This is a genomic window from Butyricicoccus sp. AM78-15b2TA, from assembly GCF_027665985.1.
Lineage (GTDB): Bacteria > Bacillota > Clostridia > Oscillospirales > Butyricicoccaceae > Agathobaculum > Agathobaculum butyriciproducens.
In genome coordinates, this window is sequence record NZ_JAQEHY010000021.1 from 20,018 (window position 1) to 34,763 (window position 14,746).

The 14,746-nt window shown below is 55.6% G+C and carries 17 protein-coding genes; all 17 read left to right on the forward strand.

Features of this window, described 5'->3' with window-relative positions; genetic code table 11:
• Positions 1–37 precede the first annotated feature (37 nt).
• The 17 genes from PGS25_RS14020 (at position 38) to PGS25_RS14100 (ending at position 14,507) form a co-directional block, all read left to right on the forward strand.
• Positions 38–409 carry a hypothetical protein gene (locus PGS25_RS14020; protein WP_270419146.1) on the forward strand — a complete coding sequence of 124 codons (372 nt, stop codon included), beginning with the start codon at positions 38–40 and terminating at the stop codon, positions 407–409.
• A 127-nt stretch (positions 410–536) separates the two neighbouring features.
• Positions 537–878, forward strand: a complete 342-nt coding sequence (gene rplS / locus PGS25_RS14025) for a 50S ribosomal protein L19 (protein WP_110436593.1) — start codon at positions 537–539, stop codon at positions 876–878.
• 125 nt (positions 879–1,003) lie between these two features.
• A complete protein-coding gene (lepB, locus tag PGS25_RS14030; protein WP_117490717.1) occupies positions 1,004–1,570 on the forward strand; it encodes a signal peptidase I in 567 nt (188 codons plus the stop codon).
• A gap of 1 nt (position 1,571) precedes the next feature.
• On the forward strand, positions 1,572–2,429 hold the full coding sequence (gene ylqF, locus PGS25_RS14035; RefSeq protein ID WP_110436595.1) for a ribosome biogenesis GTPase YlqF: 858 nt from the start codon (positions 1,572–1,574) through the stop codon (positions 2,427–2,429).
• Positions 2,430–2,486: 57 nt separating this feature from the next.
• The gene (locus PGS25_RS14040; protein WP_117752253.1) at positions 2,487–3,104 is read left to right on the forward strand and encodes a ribonuclease HII; all 618 of its coding nucleotides are present in this window, start codon (positions 2,487–2,489) and stop codon (positions 3,102–3,104) included.
• Positions 3,101–3,451, forward strand: a complete 351-nt coding sequence (locus PGS25_RS14045; protein WP_118730214.1) for a YraN family protein — start codon at positions 3,101–3,103, stop codon at positions 3,449–3,451. The genes PGS25_RS14040 and PGS25_RS14045 overlap by 4 nt, the downstream gene beginning before the upstream one ends.
• A gap of 2 nt (positions 3,452–3,453) precedes the next feature.
• On the forward strand, positions 3,454–4,416 hold the full coding sequence (locus PGS25_RS14050) for a dipeptidase (protein WP_270419149.1): 963 nt from the start codon (positions 3,454–3,456) through the stop codon (positions 4,414–4,416).
• A gap of 100 nt (positions 4,417–4,516) precedes the next feature.
• Complete coding sequence (gene thrC, locus PGS25_RS14055) at positions 4,517–6,010, forward strand: threonine synthase (protein ID WP_270419151.1); 1,494 nt, start codon at positions 4,517–4,519, stop codon at positions 6,008–6,010.
• Positions 6,010–6,711: a metallophosphoesterase gene (locus PGS25_RS14060; RefSeq protein ID WP_116704875.1), complete on the forward strand. Its 702-nt coding sequence runs from the start codon at positions 6,010–6,012 to the stop codon at positions 6,709–6,711. Before thrC ends, PGS25_RS14060 begins: the two co-directional genes overlap by 1 nt.
• Positions 6,712–6,789: 78 nt before the next feature.
• A complete protein-coding gene (tig, locus tag PGS25_RS14065; RefSeq protein ID WP_270419153.1) occupies positions 6,790–8,121 on the forward strand; it encodes a trigger factor in 1,332 nt (443 codons plus the stop codon).
• Positions 8,122–8,286: 165 nt separating this feature from the next.
• Positions 8,287–8,868: an ATP-dependent Clp endopeptidase proteolytic subunit ClpP gene (gene clpP / locus PGS25_RS14070; RefSeq protein WP_270419154.1), complete on the forward strand. Its 582-nt coding sequence runs from the start codon at positions 8,287–8,289 to the stop codon at positions 8,866–8,868.
• Positions 8,869–8,922: 54 nt separating this feature from the next.
• A complete protein-coding gene (clpX, locus tag PGS25_RS14075; protein ID WP_110436603.1) occupies positions 8,923–10,239 on the forward strand; it encodes an ATP-dependent Clp protease ATP-binding subunit ClpX in 1,317 nt (438 codons plus the stop codon).
• A 132-nt stretch (positions 10,240–10,371) separates the two neighbouring features.
• The gene (gene lon / locus PGS25_RS14080) at positions 10,372–12,786 is read left to right on the forward strand and encodes an endopeptidase La (RefSeq protein ID WP_270419157.1); all 2,415 of its coding nucleotides are present in this window, start codon (positions 10,372–10,374) and stop codon (positions 12,784–12,786) included.
• Position 12,787: 1 nt separating this feature from the next.
• Positions 12,788–13,399 (forward strand): ribosome biogenesis GTP-binding protein YihA/YsxC, encoded by a 612-nt coding sequence (gene yihA / locus PGS25_RS14085; protein WP_270419159.1) that lies wholly within the window; start codon positions 12,788–12,790, stop codon positions 13,397–13,399.
• Complete coding sequence (locus PGS25_RS14090; RefSeq protein WP_270419161.1) at positions 13,400–13,792, forward strand: hypothetical protein; 393 nt, start codon at positions 13,400–13,402, stop codon at positions 13,790–13,792.
• A gap of 159 nt (positions 13,793–13,951) precedes the next feature.
• Entirely contained in the window at positions 13,952–14,272 is a 321-nt protein-coding gene (locus PGS25_RS14095) for an SCP2 sterol-binding domain-containing protein (protein ID WP_158574710.1), read from the forward strand.
• A 109-nt stretch (positions 14,273–14,381) separates the two neighbouring features.
• Positions 14,382–14,507 (forward strand): hypothetical protein, encoded by a 126-nt coding sequence (locus tag PGS25_RS14100; RefSeq protein WP_256129151.1) that lies wholly within the window; start codon positions 14,382–14,384, stop codon positions 14,505–14,507.
• Positions 14,508–14,746: the final 239 nt, after the last annotated feature.

The window sequence follows — 14,746 nt, forward strand, 5'->3', positions numbered from 1 at the left end:
GCGATTTGTGATAAAAATTATGCAAGATGGCGATAAAATGCGAAAAAATTCTTATGTTGCGGGATTGGGGATTTGTCTGCTTTTATGCGCTTGCGGTCAGCAAAAGCCGATTAGATTGCTTGCCGACGCAGAAATTGTGTCCACAGACAGCCGAAATCAAACAATCACTGTGCGGGATGCGGGAGAGACGACTGTATTCGGCGAGCATGGCACGGCAGACTGTTTGAAAGCAGCGCTTTCTGCTTACAATTCCGACACCGGCAAAACGCAGGAAATCGGCTTTGAGGATCTGCAGGTAGGAGATTACGTTGTCATCGGCTTTTATGAAAACGAGAAGGCGCAGGCACAGACCGAGACCGTGCACGCCGAGTCTGTCGAGCGAATGAGACAAAAATCTGCGCAGGATTGAAAAAACACTTGCAATCCGCCACATGATATGATATTATAGTCGAGTAACAATGAACACGGGCATTCCTCTGCTCATTTATGGGTTTACGATGCGGCAAGAATGTCTAAGACGAAAGGAAGACTAAAAAATGGATCTCGTTAAAGTCCTGTCCGAGCAGCAGCTCAAGAGCGATCTGCCCACTCTGAAGATCGGCGATACCGTTAAGGTACACGCAAAGATCAAGGAGGGCAACCGCGAGCGTATTCAGGTATTCGAAGGCATCATCATTGCTAAGAAGCACGCTGGCGTAAACCAGACCGTAACCGTTCGCCGCATTTCTTACGGCGTAGGCGTAGAGAAGACCTTCCCGGTACATTCCCCGAACGTTGCTAAGTTCGAGGTTGTTCGCAGCGGTAAGGTTCGCCGTGCTAAGCTGTACTACCTGCGCGGTCGCGTAGGCAAGGCTGCCAAGATCGCAGAGAAGGTTTAATTCTAACATTACAACCGAACAAAAACGGGGAGCTTTTGCTCTCCGTTTTTTGTTTTCACTTGCGCATACGCTGTATTATCGCTATAATAATATTGTATGCTATCTTTTTGATGGAGGAAATCATAATGCAGCAAACCGAAAATAAAAAGAGTGAGGGACGCTTCTCGAGCGAGCTGTTCGGCTGGGGCGAATCCCTGATGGCGGTTCTGGTGTTCTTCGTGGTCGTATTCACGTTTTTTGTGCGCCTGATCGGCGTGGACGGCATGAGCATGTACCCGACCCTCGAGGATCACAGCATCATGCTGGTAAGCAACCTGAACTATACGCCCGAGCGCGGAGACGTTGTCGTGCTGCGCAAGGAGGGTTTTTACAACAATCAGCCGATCGTCAAGCGCATCATTGCGACCGGCGGCGATACGGTGGACATTGATCCCGTAACCGGCGACGTGAGCGTCAACGGCGAGGTTCTCGATGAGCCGTATATCAACGAAAAGATCGATGTACTCGAGCATATGGGCGATCTGACCTATCCGCAGACCGTGCCGGAGGGCTGCGTGTTCGTCATGGGCGACAACCGCAATGCCTCTACCGACAGCCGCGACAGCCGTCTCGGCATGGTGGATGAGCGCTACATCCTCGGTCATGTGCAGAGCGTGGTTTTCCCAATCAGCGATTTTGGAACGGTGAAGTAATATGAATATTCAATGGTATCCCGGACATATGACAAAGACCCGCCGGCAGATGGCGGAGTATATCAAGCAGGTGGATGCGGTCTGTGAGGTCGTGGACGCACGCATTCCGCAGGTGTCCCGCAACCCGGATATGGATGAGATTGCAGCAGGCAAGCCGCGCATGATGATCCTTAACCGCATCGACCTGGCTGACCCGAACATGACGGCTGTCTGGGCGAAGCATTTCCGTGAGCAGGGCATGGCGGTCATCCAGACCGACAGCCGCAGCGGCAATGGCACACAGGCGTTCTCCGGTGCGGTTCGCACGCTGCTAGCGGACAAGATCGCCCAGTGGAACGAGAAGGGGCTGGTCGGCAAGTCCGTCCGCGTGATGGTCGTCGGCATCCCGAATGTGGGTAAATCCACGTTCATCAACCGCATTCTCGGCAGAAAATCCGCCAAGGCGGCAGATCGTCCGGGCGTGACGCGCGGCAGCCAGTGGTTCCGCGTGGAGAGCGGCATTGACCTGCTCGACACCCCGGGCATCCTGTGGCCGAAGTTCGATGATGAGCGCGTCGGCATTCTGCTGGCGTGCACGGGCGCGATCAAGGATGATATTCTGGACGTTGAGACGCTCGGCTGCAAGCTGATGGAGCTGCTCGCTGAACAGGCGCCGCAGACCATCATCGACCGCTACAGCATCGCCATTCCGGAGGAGGAGTGCGATTTCCTCGGTTATGAGCTGCTGCAGCAGGCGGGCAGGCGCCGCGGTTTTCTGCTGCGCGGCGGTGAGATCGACACCGAGCGCATGGCGCGTATCCTGCTCGATGAGTTCCGCGGCGGTGTTCTCGGCCGCATTACGCTCGAGAAGCCGGAATAAACCAACAATTTCGAGGGCGAACCGCAGTGTTCGCCCTTGGTTTTAGGAGAGACAAACATGACTTGGGAATACGAAGAAAAAGCATGGGCGAACGGCTACGGCTCGGTGTGCGGCGTGGATGAGGCCGGACGAGGTCCGGTCGCCGGACCGGTGTGCGCAGCTGCGGTCATCCTGCCCGCCGGAATCGTCATCGAGGGGCTAAACGACTCGAAAAAGCTCAGCGAAAAGAAGCGAGAGAAGCTGTTCGATGAAATCACGGAAAACGCGCTTGCGTGGTCGGTTTCGCTCGTGGACGAGCGGGTGATTGACGAGATCAACATCCTGCAGGCGACTTACCGCGCGATGAAGCAGGCGGTGGACGGTCTGACACGTCCGGCAGATTTCGTCTATGTGGACGGCAACCGCTCACAGGGACTCGAGCAGCCGCACGAGTGCGTGGTCTCCGGCGATGCAAAAATCCCGTCTGTCGCGGCAGCGTCCATCATCGCCAAGGTAACGCGAGACCGCCTGATGCGCCAGTTCGCCGAGCAGTACCCGCAGTACGGCTTTGAAAAGCACAAGGGCTACGAGACCAAGGCGCACGATGAGGCACTGCTTGAACACGGCCCGTGCCCGATCCACCGGATGACCTTCCTCAAGAAATTTTACGAAAAGCATCCGGATGCACCGCGATGAAGGGCGCGTGGGGAGAAAAAGCGGCTCGGCTGTACCTCGAAAAGCGCGGCTGGCACACGGCAGCGACGAATTTCCGCACCCGGTTCGGTGAGATTGACATTATCGCGGAGAACGCGCAGTATGTTATCTTTGTGGAGGTCAAGACGCGCAGGAATGCCCGCTACGGTCCGGCGTGCGAAGCCGTCACACCTGCCAAGCAGGCGAAGATCATCGCCGCTGCACAGGCGTGGCTGCAGGAGCATCCGACCGAAAAGCAGCCGCGGTTTGACGTGATCGAGGTTTACGGCGAGGAAAGCGCACCGGTTCCGCCGCGCATCAACCATCTGGAAAACGCCTTTGGAGGGTGAGTATGAAGCTGTTTGATCTGCACTGTGACACCATTTACGAGTGCTGCGAGACAGGAAAACACCTGCGGGAGAACGATTTACATATCAATTATGCAGCAGCGCGCAGGTATCAGCCGTATGTGCAATTTTTTGCGCTGTTCTGCGGCGCGAGACAGCCGTATTCGCCGGAAACACGCGACTGTCTGCTCGATACGCCCGCCGATGAGCGGTTCGACCGCATGCTGACGACTGCCAGACGCGAGTTTGCCGCCAACGCTGACTGGCTGACGTTCTGCCGCTCGGCGGCAGACATCCGCGCGGCGGTGGAGGCCGGAAAGGCGGCGGCGCTGCTCTCCATCGAGGGCGCGGAGCTGCTGCCCGACCGGCCGGATGCGCTCGATTATGTTTACGACGCCGGTGTGCGTCTTATCACGCTGACGTGGAATTACCGCAGCCGCTACGGCTGCTCATCCGCCGTGGATCAGAACGAGGGTCTGACCGAGCTGGGCAAGCAGCTGGTCCGCAACTGCGGCGAGAAGGGGATACTCGTTGATGTATCGCACCTGTCCGACCGCGGCTTCCGGGATGTGTGCGAGGCAACCGACCGTCCGTTTGTTGCAACGCACAGCGATTCGCGGGTTTTGTGCCGCAACTCGCGCAACCTGACCGATGAGCAGTTTGCCGAGATTGCCAACCGTCGAGGATTGGTCGGCGTCAACCTGTACACGCCGTTCCTCGTGCGGCAGAGCGATTCTGTGATCGATGACGCCATCGACCACATCGAGCGTTTCCTTGGTATGTACGGCGAGAAGGTGGTTGCGCTCGGCTGTGACTTTGACGGCTGCGATACCCTGCCGATCGGCATTGACGGTCTGGCGGATATGTATCGTCTGGCAGACCGCATGTTGACACTTGGCTACAAGCAGGAAACGGTCGATGGGCTGTTTTATGACAACGCATTCAACTTTATGCAGAAAATGTTGTGACAGGACGGCGGAATTTCCACGGAATTGCCTATTGCCCAAACATACATATTTGCTATACAATAGAAGGAGCAATCAAAACCACTGCGGAGGTTGTAAAAATATGGATTATGTAAGCACAAGAAATAAGGAGCGCAAGGTTTCCGCGGCATACGCCATCGCCAACGGTATCGCACCGGACGGCGGTCTGTACTGCCCGACCGCGTTTCCCACGCTTACCGACGCGGATTGGAAAACGCTTGCGGAGAGCGATTACAAGGGCCGCTCGGCGCTTATTCTCGGCAAGTTCCTGACCGACTTTACGGCGGAGGAGCTGGCGGACTTTGCGTCCAAGGCTTACGCCGATGAAAAGTTCGGCGGTGCAGATACCGCACCGGTGGTAAAGCTGGGCGAGGGCAAGAACCTGCTCGAGCTGTGGCACGGTCCGACCTGCGCGTTCAAGGATATGGCGCTGCAGATGCTGCCGCACCTGCTCACCGCGTCCCTGCGCAAGACCGGCGAAACCCGTACCGCCTGCATTCTGGTCGCTACCTCGGGTGATACCGGCAAGGCAGCGCTCGACGGCTTCCACGATGTACCGGGCACCAAGATCATGGTGTACTATCCGGTGGACGGCGTATCGCCCATGCAGAAGCTGCAGATGGTAACGCAGGAAGGCGGAAACGTCGAGGTCGTAGCCATCCACGGCAACTTTGACGATGCACAGAGCGCGGTAAAGCGCATCTTCACCGATGAGAATACCCGCGCAGCGCTCGACAAGGACGGCATGATGCTGTCCTCGGCAAATTCCATCAACTGGGGCCGCCTGGCGCCGCAGATCGCGTACTACGTTTCTGCGTACTGCGATATGGTTGCCGCAGGCACCATTGCACAGGGCGACAAGATCAACGTCTGCGTACCGACGGGCAACTTCGGCAACATCCTTGCGGCGTACATCGCCAAGAAGATGGGTCTGCCGGTCAACAAGTTCATCTGCGCGTCCAACCGCAACAACGTGCTGACGGACTTCTTCAAGAAGGGCGGCGCGTACAACCGCAACCGTGATTTCTTCACCACGACTTCTCCGTCGATGGACATCCTGATTTCGTCCAACCTCGAGCGTCTGCTGTTCTTCGCTTCCGACTTCAACGACAAGCTGGTCGCAGAGCTGATGGGCAAGCTGAATGCTGAGGGCAGCTACAAGGTAGCCGAGGATGTATTTGCCAAGATCGAGGCTGAGTTCGACGCAGGCTGCTGCGATGACAGCCATGCGGCTGATACCATCAACAAGCTGTGGAAGGACGAGAACTACCTGTGCGATACGCACACCGCAGTTGCCGTTCGCGTATACGAGGACTACCGCGCCCGCACCGGCGATGAAACGCCGACCGTGATCGCGTCCACCGCGTCTCCGTTCAAGTTCTGCCGCTCGGTTATCGAGGCGCTCGGCGGCACGCTCGAGAACGATGACGTTACCCAGCTGGAGGTGCTCTCTCAGCTGACGGGTGTACCGGCACCCGCTCCGCTTGCCGCTCTGGCAGGCAAGACGCCGCGCTTTGACCGCGTGGTAGACAAGGCCGACATTCTGTCCACCGTCGGTCTGCTCAAGGATCTGTAATGGCGCTTTATACGCTTGCCGATCTGCACCTTGCCGCCGATGTAGCCAAGCCGATGGATATTTTCGGCGGCCGGTGGCAGGGGCACACGGAAAAGATCATCAAAAACTGGCGTGCGCTTGTTGCGCCGGAGGACACCATTGTTTTGGGCGGGGATATTTCGTGGGGCATCAACCTTGCGGAAGCGAAAGGCGATTTTGCGCTGATCGACTCGCTGCCGGGCAAAAAGATCATTTTGAAGGGCAACCACGATCTGTGGTGGGAAACCGCCTCCAAAATGCACCGTTTCTTAGATGAAAACGGATTTACTACCATTGATTTTCTACATAACAACTGTTTTTTCTATGAAAAGACCGCGCTGTGCGGCACACGCGGCTGGCCCTTTGAGGAGGACTTCGCCGACCCGCACAACGAGAAGATCTTCAAGCGCGAGCTGCTGCGGCTCGAGGCATCGCTGAAGCTCGGCGCTGCCGCAGACCCGGAGGAGATACTCTGTTTCCTGCATTATCCGCCGCTTTACGCGTCCTACCGCTGCGGTGAGATCATCGAACTGCTGCATAAGTACGGTGTAAAGCGCTGTATTTACGGACATTTGCATGGAAAAAGCCTGAGTCATGCCGTAACAGGTGAGCAGGAAGGAATTGAATGGAAGCTCGTCTCCGGAGATTTTGTGGATTTTATCCCGATTTTTCTGAAAAAATAGAAAAAACTATGGAAATTCTCAAAATAATCTGGTAGAATGATTTAGATACAATCGAAAGTAAGTAAGGAGATTGGCAACATGGAACTGAAAAACACTGAAAAGCAGGAGCACAGCGTCGTTGCTCTGACTATCGAGATCACCAAGGCTGAGTTTGAAGCAGCTAAGGACAAGGCATTCAAGAAGACCGGCAAGAACATCACCGTTCCGGGCTTCCGCAAGGGCAAGGCACCGCGCAAGATGATCGAGAAGCTGTACGGCGAAGGCGTGTTCTTTGAAGAAGCTTTCAATATCATTTACCCGGACGCTATGGAAATGGCTGTTGAGAAGTCCGGCATCAAGCCGGTCGGCCGTGCAGACGTTGACCTGGGCGACCCGGCAGAAGAGGGCGGCCTGACCATCATCGCCAAGGTACCGGTTGAGCCGGAAGTTGAGCTCGGCGAGTACAAGGGCATCGAGGTTGAGAAGGAGACCGTTAAGGTTCTGCAGGCTGATGTTAAGGCAGAGCTGAACCGCATGGCTCAGCGCAACGCCCGCACCGAGACCGTAGAGCGCAAGGCTAAGAAGAACGATACCGTTGATATCGACTTCGAGGGCTTCGTAGACGGCGTTCCGTTCGAGGGCGGCAAGGCAGAGCATCACGAGCTGACTCTGGGCTCCGGCGCATTCATCCCGGGCTTCGAGGATCAGCTGATTGGCTGCAAGGCCGGCGACGAGAAGGACGTAGTTGTTACCTTCCCGGAGGAGTACCACGCTAAGGAGCTGGCAGGCAAGGAAGCTATCTTCAAGTGCAAGGTGCACAAGGTTGAGGAGACCATCCTGCCGGAGATCGACGACGAGTTCGCTAAGGACGTTTCCGACACCTGCGAGACCCTTGACGATCTGAAGAAGGAGATCACCGAGCGCCTGAAGGCAGAGCGTCAGGAAGCTGCTGACAACGCTTTCGAGGAGAAGGTTCTGGACGCTGTGATCGACGGCATGAAGGCTGACATTCCGGCTGCAATGATCGACGCTCAGGTTGACACCATTGTACAGGACTTCGGCTACCGTCTGCAGATGCAGGGCATGGGCCTCGAGCAGTACCTCAAGATGACCGGCACTGAGATGGGCGCATTCCGCGCAATGTTCAAGGATCAGGCAGAGCGTCAGGTTAAGACCCGTCTGGCACTGCAGAAGGTTGTTGAACTGGAAGGCATTACTGTTTCCGATAAGGAGCTTGAGGAAGAGTATGCTAAGATGGCAGAGCAGTACAAGATGGAAGTTGAGAAGGTTAAGGCCATCGTTTCCAAGGAAGCTCTGGAGGGCGATCTGAAGATCTCGAACGCGCTCGAGTTCATCAAGAAGAACGCCAAGGTTAAGAAGGCAGCAAAGAAGAAGGCTGCTGAGGAGACCACCGAGGAGACCGCAGAGTAATTTCTGCTGATTCCCCAAAGCGCGCAAACAACAGCAAACCAAACGTTTAGCGTTGGTTCATAAGAAAAGCGCGAGCGACGCTCGCGCTTTTTCACCTATATTCAAGGAGGACAAAATCTGCGCTTTTTCGCAGCTTATCCGCCTTGCTGAAAGGAGTTTTCCCAAGTGAGTTTAGTCCCTATGGTCGTAGAGCAGACCGGCCGCGGCGAGCGTTCGTTTGATATTTACTCTCGTCTGCTGAATGACCGCATCGTTATGCTGTGCGATGAAGTAAACGACACGACCGCTTCTCTGGTCGTGGCTCAGCTGCTTTATCTGGAAGCACAGGATCCGGATAAGGATATTTCGCTGTATATCAACAGCCCCGGCGGCTCTGTAACCGCAGGCATGGCGATTTACGACACCATGAACTATATCAAGTGCGATGTTTCGACCATCTGCATCGGCATGGCGGCTTCCATGGGCGCGTTCCTGCTGTCCTCGGGCGCCAAGGGCAAGCGCTACGCGCTGCCGAATGCCGAGATCATGATCCATCAGCCGTCCGCCGGCACGCAGGGTCAGATCACTGATATGGCGATCCACCTGAAGCGCCTTGAGATCATCAAGAAGCGCATGAACAAGATCCTGTCCGAAAATACCGGCAAGTCGGTTGAGACCGTGACGGCTGACTGCGAGCGCGATAACTTCATGACCGCGGACGAGGCTGTTGCATATGGCCTGATCGACAAGGTGTTCGATAAGCACTAAGGCAATTCTGCATTGTCGTAATTGTAATTTTTTTTCGTAGTATAGAGGTGGCATATGCCAAATTATGATGATGGAAAAGAACTGAAATGCTCGTTCTGCGGCAAGCCGCAGAGCCGCGTGCGCAAGCTGATCGCAGGACCGAACGTGTATATCTGCGATGAGTGTATCGGCGTATGCACCAGCATTCTGGATGACGAGCTGGACCTCATGCCGGAGTACGAGCCGCAGAGCCATGCACTCGAAAAGCCCGAGCACCTGCCGACGCCGCAGGAGCTGAAAAAGGTGCTCGATGAGTACGTTATCGGTCAGGATCGTGCGAAGATTGCCCTTTCGGTTGCGGTTTACAACCACTACAAGCGCATCTACCATCCGGAGACCGAGGTAGAGCTGCAGAAGTCCAACATCCTGATGCTGGGTCCGTCCGGCTCGGGCAAGACGCTGCTGGCGCAGACGCTGGCCAAGACTCTGCAGGTTCCGTTCGCGATCGCGGATGCGACCACGCTGACCGAGGCCGGTTACGTCGGTGAGGATGTCGAGAACATCCTGCTGCGACTGATCCAGGCGGCGGACTTTGATGTGGAGCTGGCAGAGCACGGCATTATCTACGTCGATGAGATCGACAAGATCGCCCGCAAGAGCGAAAACCCGTCCATCACCCGCGATGTTTCGGGTGAGGGCGTACAGCAGGCACTGCTGAAAATGCTCGAGGGCACGGTTGCCAACGTACCGCCGCAGGGCGGCCGCAAGCATCCGCACCAGGAATTCATTCAGATCGACACGACCAATATTCTGTTTATCTGCGGCGGTGCATTTGACGGTATCGAGGGTATCATCCAGAAGCGCACCGGTAAGCAGGGTATGGGCTTCGGTTCTGAGGTAAAGGGAAAGGAAGACGAGCAGACCGACCGTCTGCTGGCCAAGATCGAGCCGCATGACCTGATGAAGTTCGGCCTGATTCCCGAGCTGATCGGTCGTCTGCCGGCCATCGTTTCGCTCGATACGCTGGATAAGGACGCACTCGTCCGCATCCTGCAGGAGCCGAAGAACGCACTGGTCAAGCAGTACGAAACGCTGTTCGCAATGGACGGCGTAGAGCTGAAGTTCCAGCCGGAGGCACTGGAGCGTGTGGCTGAGGTTGCACTCGAGCGCAAAACGGGTGCCCGCGGTCTGCGCGGCGTGCTGGAGAACGTGATGACCGATATCATGTTCCGCATTCCGTCTGACGAGACCGTCTGCCGCGTGGAGATCACGCCGGGCGTTGTGGACGGTACCGGTGAGCCGGTTGTCGAGCACGGCGAACGCACGGCTGTTCCGGCGGAAAAGAAGCCGCCGAAAAAGGCTTCGCGCAGAAAGCCGACCAAGAGCGCATAACGAATCAAAACCAATACGGGCGGGGAACGAGATTCCCGCCCGTATTTTTAACGTTCAACGCCTTTACAAACCCCGGAAGATATACTATACTGAAACTAATAGACAATTTTCCGTGCAAGGAGAAACGAACATATGACAGAGCTTAACGGAATCGTCCTCAGCCGCCTGCCGGTGCTGCCGCTGCGCGGACTGACGGCGTTCCCTAATATGATCGTCCACTTTGATGTGGGCAGAATGATGTCGATTCGCGCACTGGAAGCGGCGATGAAGAACGGCCAGACCATCTTCCTGACCGCGCAGCGCGAACTGAAAACCGATACGCCGACGCCGAGCGACCTGTACCAGATCGGCACGATCTGCCAGATTCGCCAGATCCTGCGTCTGCCGGGCGACAATATCCGCGTGCTGGTCGAGGGCAAGACCCGTGCACTCGCGCACAACTTTATCGCCGCCGAAAAGGACGAGGACTGCATGTATGCCGAGGTTGAGGAACTCGAGGACTACGTTTACGGCGTGACCGAACGCCGCGCGCAGGCACTCGTGCGCACTGCACAGGAGCGCTTCGGTGAGTACGCGCAGTATGCGTCCCGCCTGTCGCCTGATGTGGAGCTGACCGTAGCCGAGGGCGGCGATCCGGGCTATCTGGCAGATTATATCGCCCAGAATATTCCGGTCGATGTGGCAGCCAAGCAGGAGATCCTCGAAGAGCTTGGCATTACCCGCCGCCTGGTGATGGTGATCCGCATGCTCGGTGAGGAGACCGAGGTCCTCAAGATCGAAAACGAGATTCAGGACGAACTCAAGACCCAGATCGACAAAAACCAGAAGGAATACTACTTGCGCGAGCAGATCAAGGTCATTCAGACCGAGCTCGGCGAACAGGACGTAGCCGCAGAAGCGGAAAGCTACCGCACACGCGTGCTCGACCTCAAGCTGCCGAAGGAGTGCGAGGACAAGCTCATCCGTGAGGTGGACCGCTTTGCCAAGCTGAGCGGCTCGACGGCCGAGCAGGGTGTCGTGCGTACTTATCTGGATACCGTGCTCGACCTGCCGTGGAATAAGAAGAGCGAGGAACGTCATGATCTCGCGGAAGCACAGGCGATCCTCGACCGCGACCACTATGGCATGGAGAAGGTCAAGGAACGCATTATGGAGTTCCTTGCTGTCAAGAGCCTTGCGCCCGACCTCAAGGGGCAGGTGCTGTGTCTGGTCGGCCCTCCGGGTGTCGGCAAGACCTCGATTGCCAAGTCCGTTGCAGAGGCCATGGGCCGCAACTACACGCGCATGAGCCTCGGCGGTGTGCGTGACGAGGCGGATATCCGCGGTCACCGCAAGACCTACATCGGCGCAATGCCCGGCCGTATTATGGATGCGCTGCGCCGTGCCGGTACTTCCAACCCGCTCATCCTGCTCGACGAGATCGACAAGATGGGCAATGACTTCCGCGGCGATCCGGCATCGGCAATGCTCGAAGTGCTGGACACCGAGCAGAATGTTGCCTTCCGCGACCACTACATCGAACTGCCGTTTGATCTGTCCGACGTGGTGTTCCTGACGACTGCGAACGATCTTTCGACTGTTCCGCGTCCGCTGCTCGACCGTATGGAGGTTATCGAGCTGCCGTCCTACACGGCGGAGGAAAAGCGCCTGATCGCACGCCGTCACCTGCTGTCCAAGCAGATGAAGAAGCACGGCCTGAGCGAAAATCAGCTGATCGTGGACGATGAAACGCTTGATGCAATCATCAGCGGCTACACCCGCGAAGCAGGCGTGCGCCGTCTTGAGCAGGTGCTGGCGAAGCTGTGCCGCAAGGCGGCAAAGCATATCGCGGGTGGCGACGAAAGCCTGACGGCTATCAAGGAGAATCTCGAGGAGCTGCTCGGCACGGCGACCTTCAAGGACGATCTGGTCAGCAAGAAGGACGAGGTCGGCATTGTAAACGGTCTCGCGTGGACGAGTGTCGGCGGTGAAATGCTTGAGGTTGAGGTGGCGGTCGTGCCGGGCACCGGTAAGATCGAAATCACCGGCAATCTCGGCACGGTCATGCAGGAGAGCGCCAAGGCGGCTGTGACGTTCGTGCGCTCCAAGGCAGAGTCGCTGAACATCGACCCGATGTTCTACAAGGACAATGATCTGCACATTCACTTCCCGGAGGCAGCGATTCCGAAGGACGGCCCGTCCGCAGGCGTGACGATCACCACGGCGCTGATTTCGGCATTGACCGGCGCGCCGGTTCGTCACGAGGTTGCCATGACCGGCGAGGTAACGCTGCGCGGCCGCGTGCTGCCAATCGGCGGTCTGCGCGAGAAAACCATGGCGGCGTACCGTGCGGGTATCAAGACCGTGTGCATTCCGAAGGACAACGAGAGCGATTTGAAGGACATCGTGCCGGTCGTTCGGGAAAACATCAATTTTGTCATTGCGGAGCACATGGACACGGTGGTGGAGACCGCGATTGACTTTTCGCGCCGTCCCAAGCAGAAAAAACGCAAGTCCGCCCCAATAAAGCGTGCAGCGGACTCGGCATCGACAACGGTGGTACAATAATATGGAAATGAAGAAACCGAATGTGCATAACGCGGAATTTCTGCGCTCGGCGGTCAAGGAAAGCGATTTTCCGCACGACCCGCTGCCGCAGATCGTGTTTGCGGGCAAATCCAACGTGGGCAAAAGCTCGGTCATCAACAAGCTGCTGAACCGCAAGAACTTTGCGCGTGTCAGCGCACAGCCGGGCAAGACCATTCACATCAACTATTTCACGATCGACAAGGCTATGTATCTGGTCGATCTTCCGGGCTACGGCTACGCGCGCGTTTCCAAGGCCGAGCAGCAGCGGTGGGGTGCTCTGATGGAGACCTACTTTGCAATGGATCTGCTGACGCTGGGCATCCAGATCGTGGACATTCGTCACAAGCCGACGCGCGACGATATGACGATGGCGGAGTGGTTCCGCGCATCCGGAAAACCGTGGGTGATTATCGCCAACAAGCTGGATAAGATCAAGAAGAGCCAGCTTGAGGGCAATATTGCGGAGATTCGTCAGACATTGCTGTTGCCGGAGGAAGTGCCGGTCATTCCGTTCTCGGCAGAGAAGGGATTCGGTCGTGATGAGGTGCTTGACCTGATTTTCGAGCACGTTTGCGGAAAGGAAGAGGCATAAATGGATTTTTTCCGCCGTTTTATGGCAGGCCGCTACGGCAGCGACCCGCTCAATAACGCACTGCTCATTTTCGGCATTGCACTCATTATCGTGGCGCGCATTCTCGGCTGGGCGTGGATGAACGTATTCATTCTCGCGTTGCTGTGCCTGTGCTACTTCCGCATGTTCTCGCGCAATATTCAGGCGCGGTATGCGGAGAATGAAAAGTTCATGAGATGGTGGCGTCCGGTATCGAACAGGATTCGCGGTGCACAGGGCCGTTTTGCCGACCGTAAGACACACTGCTATTTCAAGTGTCCGGAGTGCGGTCAGCGCCTGCGCGTGCCCAAGGGAAAGGGAAAGATTATGATTACCTGCCCGCATTGTCACACTAAATTCGATCGAAAGACCTGAAATTAACTGTTGATTACTGTTCAATTTACAAAACGACTGTGCATTAAAAATTGCACAGTCGTTTTGTTACGGTTTCACGGCTAAATCACCAAAATTATCCTTGCTTTTTCTTGCATGTGTTGTATAATAAAGATAGAAAATAGAGCAGGGGTGAGTCCGATGGATATTGATCAGCTGATTGGAAAGTTTTACAACAGATTAAAGAAAGCCGATATTGCCGGCACGGAAGGCAAGGTTGCGGTGCAGTTTAATCTTACGGGCAAGATTACAGGTGTATTCTACATCGAAATCCTGAACGGCAATGTGTCCGTTATGCCGTATGAGTATATTGACCACGATGCAATCGTTTCCGGGTCGATGACGAATCTGGAGAAGGTGCTTACCGGCAAGCTGGTTCCGCAGGTTGCTATCGCTGAGGGAAAAATCAAGGTGGAAGGCAATGTGGATAAGGTTATGCTGTTGGCAGAGTTGATGAAGTAATGATGCAAAGCTGCATAGAGAAAGACCCGCCGTACTTTCAGGCGGGTCTTTTATGTAAAAGCATCCAAAGCGGTACATGCTGTCGTTATACAAGGAGAAATGCTCAAAAATGAATAAAAAGCAGAAAAAAGCCAAACTGACACTGGATATTATTGCGTGCGCGCTGTCAGCGGTAAGCGCAGGACTGTCGATTGCGGCTTTTGTAATCAGTCTTGTGCGGAGAAACGAGAAATAAATGTCGGATAGAGACGAAAAAACTCTTGACATTTGCTCCGGGATTTGGTATTCTATTAAAGCTGTCTCTCAGAGACGAGCGCAAAACCGAAAAGTTTGGTTTAGAGCCGATTGAGGTTCTGAAAAAGAATTTAAAAAAGTTCTTGACAAACGCTTCTGGTTTTGATATACTAAATAAGCTGTTGATGAGCAGTTAAGAACAACGAAAAGTTGTGAAAACTCTTTGAAAACAGCAGATTG